Source organism: Novosphingobium sp. KACC 22771 (assembly GCF_028736195.1).
Taxonomy (GTDB): domain Bacteria; phylum Pseudomonadota; class Alphaproteobacteria; order Sphingomonadales; family Sphingomonadaceae; genus Novosphingobium.
The window spans coordinates 82844-101192 of sequence record NZ_CP117881.1 but is presented as its reverse complement, the minus strand read 5'-3'; the positions used below and the strand labels follow the sequence as shown (position 1 = coordinate 101192).

15 protein-coding genes are annotated in these 18349 nt (G+C 64.1%); 9 read left to right on the top strand and 6 right to left on the bottom strand.

Annotated elements, in window-relative coordinates; genetic code table 11:
• Positions 1 to 67: 67 nt before the first annotated feature.
• Positions 68 to 736: a response regulator transcription factor gene (locus PQ467_RS00485; protein WP_274174626.1), complete on the bottom strand. Its 669-nt coding sequence runs from the start codon at positions 734 to 736 to the stop codon at positions 68 to 70.
• A 79-nt stretch (positions 737 to 815) separates the two neighbouring features.
• On the opposite strand from PQ467_RS00485, the gene PQ467_RS00480 reads away from it, so the two are divergent.
• The 4 genes from PQ467_RS00480 to PQ467_RS00465 all read left to right on the top strand — a co-directional run bounded on the left by PQ467_RS00480 (position 816) and on the right by PQ467_RS00465 (position 3804).
• Entirely contained in the window at positions 816 to 1649 is an 834-nt protein-coding gene (locus PQ467_RS00480) for an alpha/beta fold hydrolase (protein WP_274174625.1), read from the top strand.
• A gap of 158 nt (positions 1650 to 1807) precedes the next feature.
• Positions 1808 to 2404 carry a M17 family peptidase N-terminal domain-containing protein gene (locus PQ467_RS00475; RefSeq protein WP_274174624.1) on the top strand — a complete coding sequence of 199 codons (597 nt, stop codon included), beginning with the start codon at positions 1808 to 1810 and terminating at the stop codon, positions 2402 to 2404.
• A gap of 39 nt (positions 2405 to 2443) precedes the next feature.
• Positions 2444 to 3073 (top strand): response regulator transcription factor, encoded by a 630-nt coding sequence (locus tag PQ467_RS00470; protein ID WP_274174623.1) that lies wholly within the window; start codon positions 2444 to 2446, stop codon positions 3071 to 3073.
• Positions 3074 to 3243: 170 nt separating this feature from the next.
• Entirely contained in the window at positions 3244 to 3804 is a 561-nt protein-coding gene (locus PQ467_RS00465) for a helix-turn-helix domain-containing protein (RefSeq protein ID WP_274174622.1), read from the top strand.
• A 44-nt stretch (positions 3805 to 3848) separates the two neighbouring features.
• Here the strand turns inward: PQ467_RS00465 and PQ467_RS00460 are convergent, their stop codons facing one another.
• Entirely contained in the window at positions 3849 to 4697 is an 849-nt protein-coding gene (locus PQ467_RS00460) for a fumarylacetoacetate hydrolase family protein (protein WP_274174621.1), read from the bottom strand.
• Positions 4698 to 4975: 278 nt separating this feature from the next.
• Here PQ467_RS00460 and PQ467_RS00455 point away from each other — a divergent pair, with 278 nt between their 5' ends.
• Together PQ467_RS00455 and katG are read left to right on the top strand one after the other, a co-directional pair.
• Entirely contained in the window at positions 4976 to 5686 is a 711-nt protein-coding gene (locus PQ467_RS00455; RefSeq protein ID WP_274174620.1) for an alpha/beta fold hydrolase, read from the top strand.
• Between the two features lie 62 nt (positions 5687 to 5748).
• A complete protein-coding gene (gene katG / locus PQ467_RS00450; RefSeq protein ID WP_274174619.1) occupies positions 5749 to 7977 on the top strand; it encodes a catalase/peroxidase HPI in 2229 nt (742 codons plus the stop codon).
• 61 nt (positions 7978 to 8038) lie between these two features.
• On the opposite strand, the gene PQ467_RS00445 is transcribed toward katG, so the two are convergent.
• Both PQ467_RS00445 and PQ467_RS00440 read right to left on the bottom strand, forming a co-directional pair.
• A complete protein-coding gene (locus tag PQ467_RS00445; protein WP_274174618.1) occupies positions 8039 to 8680 on the bottom strand; it encodes a response regulator in 642 nt (213 codons plus the stop codon).
• A gap of 61 nt (positions 8681 to 8741) precedes the next feature.
• Entirely contained in the window at positions 8742 to 11138 is a 2397-nt protein-coding gene (locus tag PQ467_RS00440; protein ID WP_274174617.1) for a TonB-dependent receptor, read from the bottom strand.
• Positions 11139 to 11532: 394 nt separating this feature from the next.
• Between PQ467_RS00440 and PQ467_RS00435 the strand changes: the two genes are divergently transcribed.
• The gene (locus PQ467_RS00435) at positions 11533 to 14589 is read left to right on the top strand and encodes a sensor histidine kinase (protein ID WP_274174616.1); all 3057 of its coding nucleotides are present in this window, start codon (positions 11533 to 11535) and stop codon (positions 14587 to 14589) included.
• Positions 14590 to 14628: 39 nt separating this feature from the next.
• Here PQ467_RS00435 and PQ467_RS00430 read toward each other — a convergent pair whose 3' ends face one another.
• Positions 14629 to 15141, bottom strand: a complete 513-nt coding sequence (locus PQ467_RS00430) for a cupin domain-containing protein (protein WP_274174615.1) — start codon at positions 15139 to 15141, stop codon at positions 14629 to 14631.
• Complete coding sequence (locus tag PQ467_RS00425; RefSeq protein WP_274174614.1) at positions 15138 to 16082, bottom strand: fumarylacetoacetate hydrolase family protein; 945 nt, start codon at positions 16080 to 16082, stop codon at positions 15138 to 15140. The genes PQ467_RS00430 and PQ467_RS00425 overlap by 4 nt, the downstream gene beginning before the upstream one ends.
• Positions 16083 to 16249: 167 nt before the next feature.
• Between PQ467_RS00425 and hisD the strand changes: the two genes are divergently transcribed.
• Positions 16250 to 17581: a histidinol dehydrogenase gene (hisD, locus tag PQ467_RS00420; protein WP_274174613.1), complete on the top strand. Its 1332-nt coding sequence runs from the start codon at positions 16250 to 16252 to the stop codon at positions 17579 to 17581.
• A gap of 3 nt (positions 17582 to 17584) precedes the next feature.
• Positions 17585 to 18349 carry an SDR family NAD(P)-dependent oxidoreductase gene (locus tag PQ467_RS00415; RefSeq protein ID WP_274174612.1) on the top strand — a complete coding sequence of 255 codons (765 nt, stop codon included), beginning with the start codon at positions 17585 to 17587 and terminating at the stop codon, positions 18347 to 18349.

Here is an 18349-nt window from a genome sequence, read left to right as displayed (position 1 = left end):
TGGCGATCCTATACCTTGGGTTAGGCCTGTGAGGTCGAGCATGACCGGGCCAAAAAGGTCGGCCGTTTCAGGGTTGGCCGATAACGGCGGCAAGGCGGACCAGATCGGGCACCCGGCGCACGTTCATCTTGCGCATCACACTGGCCCGGTGCAGCTTGACCGTGATTTCCGCGATGCCAAGATCGCCCGCGATCTGTTTGTTGAGCTGGCCGCGCACAACGCCCTGCATCACCTCGCGCTCTCGCGGGGTCAGCGTTTCATAGAGGCCCTGTGCAAGGGCATTGTCGCGCCCGGCCTCGCGGTCGATGCGGCCCCGGTCCATTGCGGCCTTGACCGCGTCCAGCATGTCTTGATCGCGAAACGGCTTGCTCAGGAAATCGACCGCCCCGGCCTTCATCGCGCGCACGGTCATCGGAATATCGCCATGCCCGGTCATGAAAACGATCGGTATTTCGGCATGGCGCGCGGCCAGCGAGGCCTGAAGCTCGAACCCGCCGATATCGGGCATGCGCACATCGGTCACGACGCAGACCAGCATGTCCGGCCATGGCTCGCTGAGCGCCTCGCGCGCGCTGGCATAAAGGCGCGTGGCATAGCCCACCGAGCGAAACAGGCTGTCGAGCGAGTGGCGGACCAGCGCGTCATCATCGACCACGATGATCATGCCGCTGCCCTCGGCGCTATCGCCATGGGTCGATCTATCAGGTTCGGATCGGGCAAATTCGGTGCTGTCCATACAAGCCTCCAGGACTGCCCTGTCAGTATAAAGTTGTTCGAAGGTCACGGGCCCCGTGTCCCGTCAAGGAGTCTTACCAATGGCTATGGTCACTGCCAAGGATGGAACGCAAATCTATTACAAAGATTGGGGAAATGGTCCCGCAGTCTTTTTCAGCCACGGTTGGCCGCTGAGCGCCGACATGTGGGAACAGCAGATGATTTTCCTGGGCCTCAAGGGCTTTCGGGTGATCGCGCATGACCGCCGGGGTTTTGGCCGTTCCAGCCAGCCCTGGAGCGGTTATGACTATGACACCTTTGCCGACGATATCGCGCTGGTTCTGGCCGATGCGGGCGTCGAAGAGGTCGCGCTGGTGGGCTTTTCGATGGGCGGCGGCGATGTTGCGCGCTATATCTCGCGCTATGCCGCGCAGGGCAAAGGTCCGCGTGTCACCAAGGCTTGCCTGACCTCCGCGGTCACGCCTTTTTTCATCAAGGCCGAGGACAATCCCGAAGGCGCGCCGCCTGAAATCTTTGACGGCATTCGCGCCGGGCTGCTGGCCGACCGCCCCCAGTTCCTGTCCGATTTCAACGCGCTGTTCTACGGCACCAATCTGAAGCCGGGCGCGGTATCCGAAGGCGTTCTGGCGCAAACCCTGCAGATCGCGCTGACCAGCGGCATCAAGGGCACCTATGATTGCGTGGGCGCGTTTTCGGAATCGGATTTCCGCCCCGACATGGCCGCTTTCACCATGCCCACGCTGGTCATTCATGGCGATGCGGATTCGGTGGTTCCCATCGCGCCCACGGGCGCCGCGGCCCACCGGCTGATCCCCCATTCCCAGTTCAAGGTCTATGAAGGCGCGCCCCATGCGCTGACCACCACGCACAAGGATCAGTATAACGCGGATCTGCTCGCTTTCCTCCAGAGCTGATCCGGTCGTTTCCCGCAGGGGCCCGGTTCCCCTCCCGCCGCAGGCACCTTGCGGCCCGGCGCTGCGCTGTTTCCACCGGCGCGGCGCCGGTTTGCGGGGCCGCCGCCATCGCGTCGCATGGGAAAGGCATCGGCGCGCGCCAATCGAAGGGCTTCAGAGTGGTTTTTGCAGGCCCGGACAAGGGCAGGGTCATCGAACTGGGCATTCTGCACGATTGCCGATTTGAACTGGTGGCGGGCAATCTCGCCACGGTGGAGGCCGATGTGGCGGTGGCGGCGCTTTGCGCGCAGCACCCGGTCCGGCATCTGGGATCCGGGGTCGAGGCGTTGGACCGCGCCTTGCGCGGCGCGATCCTGCGCCTGCGGATCGAAGGCGTCTTTACCGGCGCGTGGGGCGAGACGCTTTACCTCTCCTCACTGCCATCAACAATAAAGGCCAAGGGCGTCATCATGCTGGGCCTTGGGCCGACGGGGCGCAAAACGACGGCCAAGGTCCGCCGCGCCTTCATGATCGCCGCCAGTCAGGCCATCCGGCTGGGCGCGGGCCATGCGACTTTTGCCCCCGCCCAATTATGCACCGGATTGCCGCGCCTTAACGCCGAGGCCAACGCCCATGCCGTGCTGCGGGGCATTGCGGAGGCCCTTGTGCGGATGCGCGGTGGTCTGCGCCGCTGCTCTTTCGTCGCCCCCGAACCGGAACTGGATGCGGCGGGCGAAAAGTTTGCATTGGCCTTTCGCCGCATTGTGGAACATTAAGCAGTCTTCTGTGCAATCAAAGTTGTCATGCCGCCGCCTATGCCCCAATCCCACCTGATCCGTGTGCTGGTCGTCGATGACCACCCGTTGCTGCGCGAAGGCGTCTGCGCGGTCATCGGCACGCAGGCGGATCTTGCGATTATCGGCGAGGCGGCTTCGGGCGAAGAGGCGGTGCTGCTTTACGAGCGGCATCATCCCGACATCGTGCTGATGGACCTCCAGATGCCCGGCATGGGCGGGGTTGCGGCGATCGAGGCGTTGCGCAAGGACCATCCCGGAGCGCGGGTCATTGTTTTGACCACCTATTCCGGCGATGCGCAGGCGATGAGCGCCTTGCGCGCGGGGGCTGCGGGCTATCTGCTGAAAAGCAGCATGCGCACCGAATTGCTCCATACGATCCGTTCGGTGCATGCGGGCGGCAAGTTTCTGTCGGCCGGGATCGCCACGGGCATTGCCATGCACCATGCCGAGGACGTGCTTTCCACCCGCGAATCCGAAGTGCTGACCCTTGCCGCATCGGGCAATTCCAATAAGCAGATCGCCGGACGCCTCGGCCTCTCGGAGGATACGATAAAGGGTTATATGAAAGTGATTTTTGCCAAATTGGGAGCGGCGGATCGGACGCATGCCGTCACCATTGCCGCGCGCCGGGGGATCATCGAGCTCTAGGCGATGCAAGAACCGGGAAAAATCCAATCTATACTTTGGTTTAGGGTCTGCTGATCCTAAGCAGGGTTTCCGGAAAACCCACGTTCGATTCAGAAAAGCGCGCAACCGCCCGATAGTTCCCCCCGCCACGGTATCGCCCGCGGCACGGCAAACCGCCAGGGGAGCGCGACATGTATTTGAACATCATGGAAGAGCCGCGATCAGAAGCGGTCGCCTTGCCGCCCTATCTCCTTGATCTTTTGGGCGAGGCCCGCCGTGCGATGGAGGTCGATCCGGGGCTTGCCAAACAATGCCTTGAAAAGATCAGCGCGCTGCTGGGCGGTGAGAATGCGCGCGGCATCGAACGGGCCCTGGTGCCCGAGACCGCGCGCGAACCGGAGGGCAAGCTGGCCAAGGGCGGTCTGGCCTCTTGGCAATTGTCGCGCATCCGCAAACATATCGAGGCCAAGCTCGACACCACCATCCTGATCGAGGACCTTGCCGTCATAGCCAAACTGAGCCCCGGCCATTTCTGCCGCGCGTTCAAGGTCAGTACCGGCGAGACGCCCCATGGCTATATCGTGCGCCAGCGGATCCGCAGGGCGCAGACCCTGATGCTCAACACCGACGACACGCTCAGCCAGATCGCCTGCGCTTGCGGGCTTACGGATCAGGCCCATCTCACGCGCCTGTTTCGCCGGATGCTCAATGAAACGCCGCTGGTTTGGCGGCGAAACTGGCGTTCGGCATAGGAAAAAGGGGCGTTTATACGAAAACGTATAGGCGCCCCTTGGCCTCAATCCTCCCACGCCAGAATGGTCTGGCGCTGTTCGCCCAAGCCATCGATGCCCAGATGGACCACGTCGCCCGGCTTCAGAAAGACTGGGGGCTTGTGGCCCAATCCGACGCCTGCGGGCGTTCCCGTCACGATCAGGTCGCCCGGTTCCAGCGCGTAGAAGCGCGAAAGATAGCTGACGATGGCGGCCACGCCGAACACCAGATTGGCGGTGGTGCCATCCTGATGGCGATGTCCGTTCACCTCCAGCCAGATGGCGAGATTTTCCGGGTTCGCGATCTCATCGCCGGTCACCAGCCATGGCCCCATCGGGGCAAAGCCGGGAAAGCTCTTCCCCTTGGTCCACTGACCGCCAAGTTCCATCTGATACGAGCGCTCGGTCAGATCGTTGAACAGGCAGTAGCCCGCGACGTGATCCACGGCCTGCTCTTCCTCTATATACATGCCGGGCTTGCCGATCACGATGCCCAGTTCGACCTCCCAATCCCCCTTTTCCGCCCCGCGCGGCAGGCGGACCGGGTCGTTGGCGCCGCTGGGACGGCATCCTTTCATAAAGACGGTCGGTTCACCGGGCAGGTCGAGGCCGACTTCGGCCGCGTGGTCGGTATAGTTAAGCCCGATGCAGATGATCTTGCCGACATCGGCCACCGGAGGGCCAAAGCGGACCCCTGATGCGGGGATCAACGGCAGGGCGCCGATATCGCTCTGTCTGATCCGGTCGAGCAAGCCGTCGCCCAGCGCCTGCGAGGAAATGTCGTCGACGATCCCGCGCAAATCGCGCAACTGACCATTTTCACCCACAAGGACCGGAATTTCCTGACCCACAGGGCCGATACGGGCAATTTTCATGATGTTCTCCTTCCGGTGCGAAGGGGCGCGACAGGCATGGATGCCGCGCTTCATGCCCCTACTCTCCCCGCGCAAGGGCCTGTAATCTTGTCGGATCCGAACGGATTGGCGCCGCGCGGCAGGGGCGCGGAGGAAGGGGGCGCGAATATGCGCCATCCATACAAGCGCGCGGTTTCGGGCGCCAACATCGCCCGGCGATCCTAAACCCATCATTCCGCGACAAGACCGCCTCGCGCGCGCATTCGATAAAGGCGCGTCATCAATACGAGGTAAAGCCAATGAACGCGCCATCTTCCACCTCTGTCACGGTTGTTCTGGTCCATGGGGCATGGGCCGACGGATCAAGCTGGGGCCGGGTCATTCCCCTGCTGCAGGCAAAGGGCATTCCGGTTGTGGGGGTGCAAAATCCCACATCCTCGCTGGCCGATGATGTGGCCGCAACGCAGCGCATTCTCGATACGGTTCAGGGGCCCGTCGTGCTGGTGGGCCACAGTTGGGGCGGGGCGGTCATCACGCAGGCGGGCAATGATCCCAAGGTCGCCGCGCTCGTCTATGTCGCCGCCTTTGCGCCCGGCGCGCAGGGGACCGTTGGCGAGCAGGTCGGGCGTTATCCGGCGCCTCCGGGGCTGGGCGCGATCATCAACGATGGTCAGGGCAACCTGACGCTCAGCGAGGCAGGCTGGCTCAACGATGTGGGTCAGGATCTGCCCGCTGATGAGGTCCGCGTGCTGGCCGCCATCCAGCCGCCCTTGCCCGCCGCCACCTTTTCCGATGCGGTGACGCAAGCGGCATGGGAGACGCGCCCCACCTGGTATATCGTGTCGACTCAGGACAGGATCGTCAGCGTCGAACTGGAGCGAGAGCTTGCCGCAACCATGAAGGCCAGGACCACCGAATTGGATGCCGGGCATCTCTCGCTGCTTTCTCAGCCCGAGGCGGTGGCCGGAGTGATCATGGATGCGGTCAAATCGGTCGAGGCATCGCTCTGATGCGCCGCTGCGCCGCCTGATCTGTCAACCGAGCCCATCCATCCTTCAAGGAGTTGTTTGAAATGGACACTGTCAAGCCAGGATGTCCGGTCCACCATGCGGCGGCCGACGCCCGGTCGCGCGCCCTTTTGGGGCGGACCAACCGCGATTGGTGGCCCAATGCGCTTTCCCTCGACATTCTGACGCAGGGCGGTGTCTCGGCCAGCCCCTACAAAAAGGACTTCCGCTATCGCGACGCCTTTCAGACGCTCGACTATCATGGCGTGAAGGCCGACCTGCTGGCGCTGATGACCGACAGCCAGCCGTGGTGGCCCGCCGATTATGGGCATTACGGCCCGTTCTTCATCCGCATGGCATGGCATTCGGCGGGCACCTATCGCACCGGCGATGGGCGGGGCGGCTCCTCCTCGGGCTCGCAGCGCTTTGCCCCGCTCAATTCCTGGCCCGACAATGGCAATCTGGACAAGGCGCGCCGCCTCCTCTGGCCGATCAAGCGCAAATATGGCGCGGCGCTGAGTTGGGCCGATCTGTTTATCATGGCGGGCAATGTCGCGATTGAATCGATGGGCGGCCCGACCTTCGGCTTTGGCGGCGGCCGCGAGGACATTTTTGAGCCGGAACGCGACGTCTATTGGGGCACCGAACTGGAATGGGTGGGCGATCCCGAAAGCAAGACCCGTATTGACGAGGAGGCGGGGCGCACGCTGGAGGACCCGCTGGCCGCGATCCAGATGGGGCTTATCTATGTCAATCCCGAAGGGCCGGGCGGGGTGCCGGACGCCTTGCTCTCGGCGCGCGACATCCGCCAGACCTTTGCCCGGATGGGGATGAATGATGAAGAGACCGTCGCGCTGACCGCCGGCGGGCATACATTCGGCAAGGCCCATGGCGCAGGCGATGCCGCCAAGGTGGGCGCGGCGCCCGAGGGCGGCGACATCGCGCAGATGGGGCTGGGCTGGCTATCGGGCCACGAGAGCGGGATGGGCGACCATACAATCACCAGCGGCATCGAGGGATCATGGACGCCCACGCCCACGGTCTGGGACATGACCTATTTCGATATGCTGCTCGACCATGACTATGAACTGGTCCACAGCCCCGCAGGCGCCAAGCAGTGGCAGCCGGTGGGCAATCCGGCCGAGACGCTGGCGCCCAAGGCGCATACGCCCTCGGTCATGGTGCCTACGATGATGACCACCGCCGACATGGCGATGAAGGTCGATCCGGCCTATCGTGCGATCATGGAGCGTTACCGCGCCGACCCGGCCCATTTTGCCGATGCCTTTGCGCGGGCATGGTTCAAACTGACCCATCGCGATATGGGGCCCAAAATCCGCTACCTCGGCCCGGAAGTTCCGGCCGAAGACCTGATCTGGCAGGACCCGCTGCCCGCCGCCGATTATGCCCCCGTCGATGCGGGCGATATTGCTGCGCTCAAGTCGGCCATCGCGGCCAAGGGCCTTTCGACGGCGGAACTGGTCGGCACCGCCTGGGCCTCGGCCTCGACCTATCGCGGGTCGGACAAGCGGGGCGGGGCCAGTGGCGCGCGCATCCGGCTGGCCCCGCAAAAGGATTGGGCAGTCAACCAGCCCGAGCAACTTGCCCGCGTGCTGGCGGTGTATGAAGCGATCAAGGCCGAGTTTGACGCCGCCGGGGATGGGAAGAAGGTCTCGCTGGCCGATCTCATCGTGCTGGGCGGATGCGTCGGCATCGAGAGCGCGGCAGCCTCGGCGGGCCATGGCATCACCGTGCCCTTCACGCCGGGCCGCACCGATGCCACGCAGGAGCAGACCGATGTCGAGAGCTTTGCCGTGCTGGAGCCGCGCGCGGATGGTTTTCGCAACTACCTTCCCTCGCGTATGAGCGTGGTCACCGAGGAACTGTTGATCGACCGGGCGCAACTGCTTGGCCTGAGCGCGCCGGAGATGGCGGTGCTGGTGGCGGGGCTGCGGGTGCTGGAGGTGACGCATAATGGCTCCTCCACCGGCGTCCTGACCACGCGCCCCGGACAGTTGACGCCCGACTTCTTCGTCAATCTGCTCGACATGGGGACGGCGTGGAAGGCGGCGGATCCGCAGGACGACCAGACCTTCATCGGCACTGACCGCGCCACCAAGGCCCAGCTCTGGACCGCCTCGCGGGCCGATCTGGTCTTTGGGTCCAACGCGCAGTTGCGCGCGATCGGCGAGGTCTATGCCGGCGCCGATGCCGAGGCGATGTTCGTTGAAGACTTTGTTGCCGCATGGACCAAGGTCATGAATGCCGACAGGTTTGACCTGACCGCGGCCTGACGCCCCGATGGCGCCTCCCGCGCCTGATCTGCCGAATGGACCGGCGGATCAGGCGCGGGTTTCAGTGCAGCGGGATGATGCCGCGCCGGATGGCAACGGCGGCCGCCTGTGTGCGGTCCACCACGTCCAGTTTCAGGAAGATGCTGCGCAAATGCGTTTTGACCGTTTCTTCGGAAACCGACAGCCGCGCCGCGATTTCCCGATTGGCCTTGCCGTTGGCCACCAGTTCCAGCACGGCAACCTCGCGTGAGGACAAATGTTCGCGCATCGAATGGAGCGCGATCTGCTGGGCGACTTCAGGCGAAATGAAACGCTTGCCCTCATAGACCGAGCGGATCGTGCCCAGCAGTTCGTGGCGCAGCGAGGCCTTGAGCAAATAGGAGGCCGCGCCCGCCTTGAGCGCCCGCACCGCCTGAACGTCGCCCTCATAGGTGGTCAGGACAATGATCAGCGCTTTGGGATTTTCGGCGCAAATCTGCTCGATGGCCGAAATGCCGTCGAGTTCGGGCATCTGCAGGTCCATCAGCGTCACCTCGGGCCGCAGGCTGCGGTGCAGGGCGACTGCTTCATGGCCATTGGCGGCCTCGCCCACCAGCACCATGTCGGGCTGGGACGCGATGATCGCCGCGATCCCGTCGCGCAGCAGCGGGTGGTCATCGACACACAGGACGCTGATCGGGCTGGCGGGGGCGGGTGAGGGCATCGCTCTATCCTGTGATCCTGACGGGCGGACAGGGCGCCCTTGGGCCAGCCTCTCGCCACTTTCAAAAATGCGCTGAAAATTCGGCCCGTATATATCGAGTGCTGTCGCGGCCCGGTGTCCACTTGATGGCATCAGAAACCGGGCCGGGCAAGACCGCATAGGGATTGATGTTCCAGTTCCCGTCGCGCGACCGGTTCAGCGCATAGCTTGTGTCGAGCAGGTTGGAGACATAGATCCCCAAACTCTTGGCCGGACTGCGGATTTCGATGCCCATGCCCAACAGGCCATAGGCCGGCTGGATCGAATTGGGGTCCTGCAACAGGCTCTGGACGATGCTGGACTGGCCCATCCAGTTGCCGGTCAGGGCCAGGGTCAGATCATGGCCGATGCGCCGTTCATGCACGGCATTGATGGAAAACTTCCACGCCGGGGCATTGGGCAGGACCTTGCCCGACAGGTCCTGCTGCCCCCCGATGCAGCCCAGCGCTGCGGTCTGGCTTGAAAAACAATTCGCGTTGGGAAAATTGCTCATGCGCGCGTCATTATACGCCCCCTGCGCGCTCAGCATGAGGCCGGGCAGGCTGGCCCGCAATTCCATCTCGACCCCGCGTGAAGTTACGCGCGGGATGCTGTTGAGCACGTTCTGGCGCGTTGTCTCATCGCGGCTCTGGGCCTGAAAATCGTGGAAGACCTGCTGATAGAGGCTGATATTGCCGATCAGCCATGGGGTCAGATTTGCCTTCACGCCCAATTGGAGGGCATCGACGGTTTCGGCGCTGATCGGCTGTTTGGCCGCCACCGCATCGGCAATCGGATAGCCCTTGAGCGGCCCTGCCGCCAGCAGCCCGCGCATCGTATAGGTGCTGCTCAGATCATAGGCCGCGCCCTTATAGCCCCGGTCATAGCCGGCAAACACCATGACGCCCGCAGCGGGGCGATATTCCAGCGCCGCGCGCCCTGACACCGCATCAAATGTGTTGCAGGTCGAGATCGCAAGGCCGCTGGGCGCTGTGGCCGAGCAGGCCGGAATGCCGAAACTGACGCGGTTGAAGCGGTCGGTCAGTTGATAGCCCATCTCATCGCGATTGATCCGCAGGCCGGTGACGATGCCAAGGCGCGGGGTGAGATCAAAACTCGATTGGCCATAAAGGGCATAGTTGGTGTCAAAGGCCGAGGCGGTGTAATCGGAAAAAGCCGATGTGGTGGGCGGCACCACGGCAAGGGTGCCGTCCTGCTCCAAGGTGTTGCTGCCGCGCACAAAGGAGCGCTGCGAACGGACGCGGCTGAAAAAGAAACCGGCAAGGAAGCGAAACCGGCCCGTCGCGGGCGAGGTGAGTTTCAGCTCCTGCGTCAGCGAGCGAACCTTGAACCATCCCCCATTGGCCGAGCCGCCCGCCACCGCGCCCGGCACAGCGGCGCCATTGGGGCCCCAGTCAAAGGCCGTTCCATCCGTGTCCTGCAGATCCTGCAGCGAATAGTCGGCATAGCCAGTGATCGAGGTAAGGGTGTAGGCCCCCGCGATCCATTCCGCTTTCAGGCTGCCGCCCGCCTCGCTGGCCCGCCCGCGCGGGTTGATGTCGGCGGAGATCAGGCGATTGTCGGGCCCCGGCGTAATGCCGTTCAGGATCGCGGTCTGGGCGATGCGTTTGCCGCCAAAGGTGCCAAAGGTCACGTCGGGGCTGAGCGCATAGATGGCGGCGGTGCAGCAGGTGCTGGCCGAGCGGTCGAAATAGGGCGCGGCGGTGATGGTCAGCGCGCCTGTGGGGCGCCACACCAGCTTGCCGCGCACATCCACGCCCGATTGCCCGCCCACCCATGTCGCGTTGTAGATGTTGAAGAGATTGCCGCGATAGTCATTGGCGCTGACCGCCACGCGGAACAGGAGATTTTCGGAAAGCGGGCCGGAAAGATAGCCGCCGATGCGCCGCTCCCTGTCGCTGGTCAGGCTGGATCGCATGCCGCCCGACCATCGGGCGGTCGGCTCGGCGGTCTTGATATTGACCAGACCGGCCGTGGCCGCCGTGCCGAACAGCGTGCTCTGGGGGCCTCTGAGCACCTCGATGGAGGCAATATCGGCCAATTCGCGGAACGCCTGCGCCTGAAAGGCCTGGGGCACATCGTCGATGACGACCGAAACGCTCGGCTTTGTGGCGATGGAGAAGGCATAGGTGCCAATGCCGCGGATGTTGATGCTGTTGTTGCCGGGCTGGGTCGTCTTGGTGATGCTCAGCGCGGGATCAACCCTTGCCAGATCATCGAAATCGCGCACTTGCTGGCGCTGGAGCATCTCGGCCGAGACGGCCCACATCGAGGTGGGCACGTCCTGAGCGCGCTCGGGGCGCTTGGTTGCGGTGACGACGATATCCGTCATGGCATAGGTGCGGGCATCCGCTTCGGCCGCCGGGCAGAGAGGCGATTGCGTCAGCAGCCCCAGCGCCCATGCCGCTCTCGCGGCCAAACCAGTTGCCGCTCTCGCGGCCAAACCAGCTGCCGCCCGCGCGGCCAACCCGGCTGCTGTCCTCTCCCCAACCTTGCCCCGCATGCCTTTTGTCCACGCCCCCACGTCGTCCCCCGCAACACTAGTCGAAGCCCGGCCCGATGCCCAGCATCACGAGCGAACCGAGGCGCACTTCATTCGATTTTCATCAACGTGGCCCGTTGAGTAAGCGCGCGGGAAAAGGGTATCCAGAGGTCGGACAGCCTTTCCATCTCGCCCCTGTTTGTTTAGACATCTCCCCGATAGGTTGGGGGTTTTGCAAGCGATGACATGGTCTGTCGGCAGAAGGGGGTCCGTACAGACGCGTCAACGAGCATGGCGCCGGGCTCTCGCCATCCTTTGCGTGCTGGCGCTGATGGCGCCGATGCGCCTGCTCGCGCTCGACCCCACGCGCAGCATTGCCCAGGTCCACCACACCTCATGGACCATTGCCGATGGCATCCCCGCCAACATCTGGGCCATTGAACAGACCCCCGATGGCTATCTCTGGCTTGGCTCGGTCGATGGGCTCTTTCGGTTTGACGGCGTGCGGGTCGAGCGGATCGCCACCGACAAATTGCCCAGCCCGAGCATCCATGCGCTGGCTGCAACGGCCTCGGGCGGGCTGTGGATCGGCTATGAACGGCCGGTCGGCGCGATTTCCTTCATGCGCAACGGGGTGGTCACCAACTATCCGATAAAGTTGAAAAATTCGACCAGCGTCCATGGCTTTGCGATGGGGCCGGACGGTACGGTCTGGGCCTCGACGCCCGATGCCATCCTGCGTTTCGACGGCAAACGCTGGGTGCCGATCAAGGGGGATTTCGGCTATTTCTTCAGCGAGGGCAATGGCGGCGTCCGCTCTTTCGGCGTCGCGCCCGATGGCACCGTCTGGATCAAGAACCGGGGCGGCATCTATTTCCTGAAGCCGGGGCAGGCGCAGTTTGAGCGGGCCATGGCCTATCCGGGCGGGCCGGAAGGCTTTACCAAGACCCCCGACGGCCGCCTCTGGACCACCGATGCGCGCAGCGGCCATCTCTATCCCATGCCGGACCTGATGCATCCTGCCTTGCCCGATCGCGCGGTGCGCAACCGGGGGCGGGTGGTTCCCCGCAATATCGAGGGCAATATTCTGCTCGACCGCGACGGCACCTTGTGGTGCACCAGCCTGCGCGACGGCGGGCTGATGCGCGTGCGCACCGTGGCCAACGCCATGGTGCTGGACAAAAGCACCGACACGCGCGGCCCCCTCGTGGCCGGAACCGGGCTCAGTTCGAACATGGTCCATACGCTGTTCGAGGATCGCGAAGGCAATATTTGGGTCGGCACCAGCCTTGGGCTGGATCGTTTTCGCCCGGCCAATATCGTGACCGAGCCGACCGTGCCTGCGGGCTATCGCGCGCGATTTGTCGCCTCCACGCCGCAGGGGCTGTTTGCCTATACCGGATGGTCGGGCACAGACAGCCGCGCCAATGACGGAACGCAGGCGCTCTATCGCGTGGAGCCGCATCACGCGCCCCAGCTTTACATCGCCAATGTCGGACGCCTGCGCACGCTTTTCACCAGCCTTCATGACCGCTCGATCTGGCTGGTCACGCAGGATGGGGTTCAGCAATTGCTGGGTCGGGCTCTGGCCCCGCCTTTGGCGCTGCCCTATGGGGTAGAGGGCAATTCGGTCTATTCGGCGGCCTATGATACGGCCGGTACCTTGTGGATCTCGTCCTTTGTGCATGGCGTGTTTCGCCGCACGGCCGATGGCTGGAAACAGTTTCCGCTGCGTTCCTCGGCCGGGGCGACGGGCGTGCTGATTGCCGATCCGGACGGCAGCATGTGGATCCGCTATTCCGGTGGAGGGCTTTTCCGCGTCCACGGCACCCGGACGCAGGACCTTTCGGGCAACAGGCTGGGCATTGGCGATGTCACCTTTGTCCTGCCAACGGGCCATGGGGTCATATTTGGCGGCGAAAATGGCATAGGGCGGTTGAAGGACGGCCGGTTTCAGGCTCTCCACGCGGCCCAGATCGCTGCGCTTTCGGGCGTCACCGGGATCGCCGATACGGCCGACGGCAGCAGCTGGATTTTTGCCCAGGCCGGGATCGTCCGGGTCAACACGCGTTCGCTCGACGAGGCGCTGGCCCGATCCGACCCAAAGGCCCTGCATTACGAGGTGCTGGATTCGCGCGATGGTTTGCCGGGCGCGCCCTATGGGGCCGTCGGCGGCAGCAGCGTGGCCACCGATGCGACGGGGCGGGTATGGTTTGCCACCGGCAATGGACTGGCCTGGATCGACCCGCGCAACCTGCACCACAATCCGTTGGCGCCCAATGTGCTGGTGACCTCGGTGCTGGCCGATGGGCAGCAGTATTCCTCTCGGCCAAAGCTTGATCTGCCCGCAGGCACGTCGAATGTTCAGCTCGATTATACCGCGCTCAGCCTGTCCATCCCCGACCGCGTCCGGTTCCGCTATCGGTTGGAGGGCGTCGATGCCGATTGGGTCGATGCGGGCAATCGGCGTCAGGCCTTTTACACCAGACTGGGGCCGGGCGAATACCGGTTTCAGGTGATGGCGGCCAACAGCGATGGCGTCTGGAACCGGCAGGGCGCCGGGATGACCTTTGTGATCGCGCCGACTTTCGTACAGTCGCGCCTGTTCATGATGCTGTGCATCCTGTGCCTGGCGCTGTTGGTGCAATTGGCCCATTCGATGCGTCTGGCCCATCTCTCGGCGCGCATGCGTTCCCAGCTTGAGGGCCGGATGTCCGAGCGCGAACGCATCGCGCGCGAATTGCATGACACTTTGCTGCAAGGTTTTCAGGGGGTGATGCTGCATTTTCAGGCGGCGGCCTTTTCCATTGCGCCGGATCATCCCGCGCATCCCTTGCTGGACAAGGCGATGCGGCGGGGCGATGCCGCGCTGGCCGAAGGGCGCAACCGGGTCCGGGATCTGCGCTCGTTTGAGGATATGAAGGACCTTGGCGCGACCCTGCGCACGCTGGGGGCGGCCTCGCCGCTGAGCGAGAACGTGAATTTTGTCGTCAGGGAGAGCGGGGCGATGCGCGCCCTCAATCCGATCACGACGGATGAGGTGGTCAAGATTTGCGCCGAAGCCATTTACAACGCGTTTCGCCATTCGGGCGCCGAGACCATCGCGGCATCGATCTCTTATGAAAAGGACGCCCTGCGCATCCGCATCGATGATGACGGCCGGGGAATCGCGCCCGAAATATTGGCGGCAGGCGGCCGCGAAGGACATTTCGGCCTGATCGGCATGCGCGAGCGCGCCTCGCGGATCAAGGCCGCGCTGAATTTCACCACCGGCGCGCCCAGGGGCACCAGCGTCGAATTGCTGGTGCCCGCTCTTGAGGCCTATGCGGACATTGCAAAAGAGGGGTGGAATATCCGGGCAATTTTCAGGCGTATTTTCAAACGGTAACGCTGCCCACAAACTCGCCTGGCCTTGCGACAGGCCGGTTCATTGATGCTCCGGCTTTTCCTCGGGCAGCGGTTGCCCGTTGTGGAGATAGGCGGGCGCCTCGATCAGGATGAAGGCAATGCGGCAGACCTGATCGCTGGTGTTGCGCCACAGGTGGTTGGTCCCGCGCTGGACGATAATGCCGCCCTGACCGATGGTCTTTTTGCGGCCATCCTCCAGTTCCAGTTCGATTTCGCCCTGCAACACAATGCCATAGTCGATGGAATTGGTGCGATGCATCGGGCTTTCCTTGCCCGGCAGCATGTCGGTGATGCGGATCACGCTGCCGCGCTCCAGCGTCAGGCCGGTGGGCAGATCGCGCCCGTCGCGCTCGTCATTGAGGTCGGCGGGAACCGTCTCGGTCGACCAGATCGTGAGGAACGCGGCATCGCCCGAGGGGATCATGCGGGTGGGGGAAAGGTCTTCGGATTTGAAGATCGCCCGGCCATCTGCATCATGGCCGGTCACCACGCGCTGGACCAAAGGCAGGCCGCTGTCGGAAATGTCGCTCATGCTTTCACCACTTTCTGTTCAAGGGCGCCAAAGGGCGCGCGCCCATCGGGCAATCTGGCCTCCATCCGCACCGTGTCGCCAAACCGCATGAAATCGGTGCGCGGGGCGCCCTCGTCGACGATTTCGATCCCGCGCCGTTCGGCGATGCAGGACGAGCCGACCTCGCGGAAATTCTCGTTCGACACCGTGCCCGATCCGATCACCGTGCCCGCCACCAGGGTGCGGGTGCGGGCGCCATGGGCCACCAACTCGTGAAACCCATAGGCCATCGGTTCGCCATAGGCATGGCCGAAAGGGTGGCCGTTCCACTGCACATCGAGATGCAGCGCGGGACGATGTGCGCGCCAATGCTCGCCCAGTTCATCGGGCGTGACTGCAAAGGGCGCCATGCCGCAGGGTGGCTTGGCCTGAATCCAGCCAAAGCCGGTTTTCATCTCCGGCCCCGCCAGCTTGCGCAGCGACCAGTCGTTGATCTGCACCACCAGCGCGATGTAATCGCCCGCGCGTTCGGCGCCGGTGCCCATCGGCACCGCGCGCGTGACGACGCCAAATTCGCCCTCAAAATCAATGCCCAGTTCCTCATCCGCCATCGGCACATCGGCGGTGGGGGCATGGAACGTGTCGGACACGCCCTGATACATCAGCGGGGCGTTGGTCTTTTCGGGCGTGATGCCCAACACCTTGTCCATCAATGCGCCATGGCTGGGATAGACCGAGCCATCCAGCCATTGCCAGGCGCGCGGCAAAGGCGCGAGCAGGCGGGCAAGATCGAGCTGTTCAGGAAAGCTGGCGATTGCCGCCAGCGCGGGGGCGGCGCGATCCCAATCCTCCAGAGCCGCCTGCAGCGTTTCCACCGGGGCCAGCGCATAATGCGTCGCGTCCGGCGACACCACGATCAGCCGCCCATCCTTCGTGCCATTATCCAGCGTAGCCAGCCGCATAGCAGACACATCTCCCGTTTTGTTGTTACGGTGCAAACCTAGACGGCTCTGCGGCCCTGCGCCAACGGGATAGTGTCGATAGGAAACCATCGATAGTATGCGATGGTCGGCATGGGGGCATCATGCCAGATGGCGGCAAAATAGACCTGTTACGGGGAGTTTTGCCGATGGCCATTTACCTCAAGCGCGGCTTGGCTGCGGAAGCGAAGGCGCAGGGCGACCGCAAGGTGCGCGAGATTGTGGAGGCGGCGCTGGCCGATATTGAGCAGCGCGGGGATGCAGCGCTGCGCGAGATGAGCATCCGGTTCGACGGCTGGGACCGCGAGGATTATCGCCTTTCCCAGTCCGAGATTGACGCGGCGGTCGACAGCCTCTCGCCCCAGGAGCGCAAGGACATCGAATTTGCCCAGACGCAGGTGCGCAACTTTGCCCGGATCCAGCGCGAGAGCATGAAGGACGTCGAGGTCGAGACCATGCCCGGCGTGGTGCTGGGCCACAGGAATCTGCCGATCCAGAATGCCGGTTGCTATGTGCCGGGCGGCAAATATCCGCTGCTGGCATCGGCGCATATGTCGGTCATCACGGCCAAGGTGGCGGGCGTGCCGCGCGTCATCACCTGCGCGCCGCCGTTTCAGGGCAAGCCTGCGCGCGCGATTGTGGCGGCGCAGGCGATGGCCGGGGCCGATGCGATCTATGCGCTGGGAGGCATTCAGGCGATCGGCGCGATGGCGATCGGCACGCAGACCATTGATCCGGTCGATATTCTGGTCGGCCCGGGCAATGCCTTTGTGGCCGAGGCCAAGCGGCAATTGTTTGGCCGGGTGGGCATCGACCTGTTTGCCGGCCCCACCGAAACGCTGATCATCGCCGACGAGGTGGGCTGCGACCCGGAAATGGCCGCGACCGACATTCTGGGTCAGGTCGAGCATGGGCCCGACAGCCCGGGCGTGCTGCTGACCAACAGCGAGGCTTTTGCCCGCGCGACGATGAAGGAAATCGAGCGCCTGCTGGAAATCCTGCCCACCGCCGACCATGCCCGCAAGGCGTGGGAGACGTTTGGCGAGGTGATCGTGGCGGAAAGCTATGAGGAGATGGTCAAAATCGCCGACGATATCGCCAGCGAGCATGTGCAGGTGATGACCGCCGACCCCGATTATTTCTTGAACGCCATGACCAATTACGGCGCGCTGTTTTTGGGCTCGCGCACCAATGTGTCCTTTGGCGACAAGGTGATCGGCACCAACCACACGCTGCCCACCAGAAAGGCGGCGCGTTATACCGGCGGGCTGTGGGTCGGCAAGTTCCTGAAAACCTGCACTTATCAGCGCGTCACGACGGATGAGGCCTCGGCGCTGGTGGGCGAATATTGCAGCCGCCTGTGCGCGCTCGAAGGCTTTGCCGGGCATGGCGAGCAGGCCAACATCCGCGTGCGCCGCTATGGCCACCGCGATGTGCCCTATGCCGGGCAGGCCGCGCCCAGCGACCTGACGGTGGCCTGAGCCATGGGCCTGCCGCAGACGCCGGCCTTTGGGCTGGAGGGCAGGCGCGCGCTGGTGACGGGGGCGGGGCGGGGCATCGGCCTTGCCGCCGCCGCCGCGCTGGCGCAGGCGGGCGCCGCGGTGACGCTGGTGGCGCGCTCGGCCGGAGAGATCGAGGCGGGCGCCGCCGCGATCCGCGCCGAGGGCGGGCGGGCCGAGGCGGCGGTGCTGGATGTGGGCGATCTGGGCGCGGTGGAGGCATTTTTTGCCGCGCGTCCGGCGTTTCATGTGCTGGTCAACAATGCGGGCACCAACCGGCCCAAGCCTGTGTGGGAGGTGAGCGAGGAGGATTATGACGCGGTCCTCGACCTCAATGTGAAAAGCGCCTTCTTTGTTGCCCAGCATGGCGCCAAGGCGATGATGCGCGAGGGGGTGAAGGGCAGCCTGATCCACATGGGTTCGCAGATGGGCCATGTCGGCGGCCCGCGCCGCAGCCTTTACTGCGCGTCCAAATGGGCGATCGAGGGCATGAACAAGGCCTTTGCGCTCGACCTTGCCCCCCACGGCATCCGGTCCAACACCATCGCCCCCACTTTCATCGAAACGCCCATGACGCGCCCCTTCTTCGAGGACCAGAGCTTCCTCGATAGCGTGCTGGCCAAGATCAAGCTGGGCCGTCTGGGCCAGGTCGAGGACCTGATGGGCGCCATCACCTTCCTCGCCTCCGACGCCGCCGCCCTCATCACAGGAACAAGCCTCATCGTCGATGGCGGTTGGACCGCGGATTAA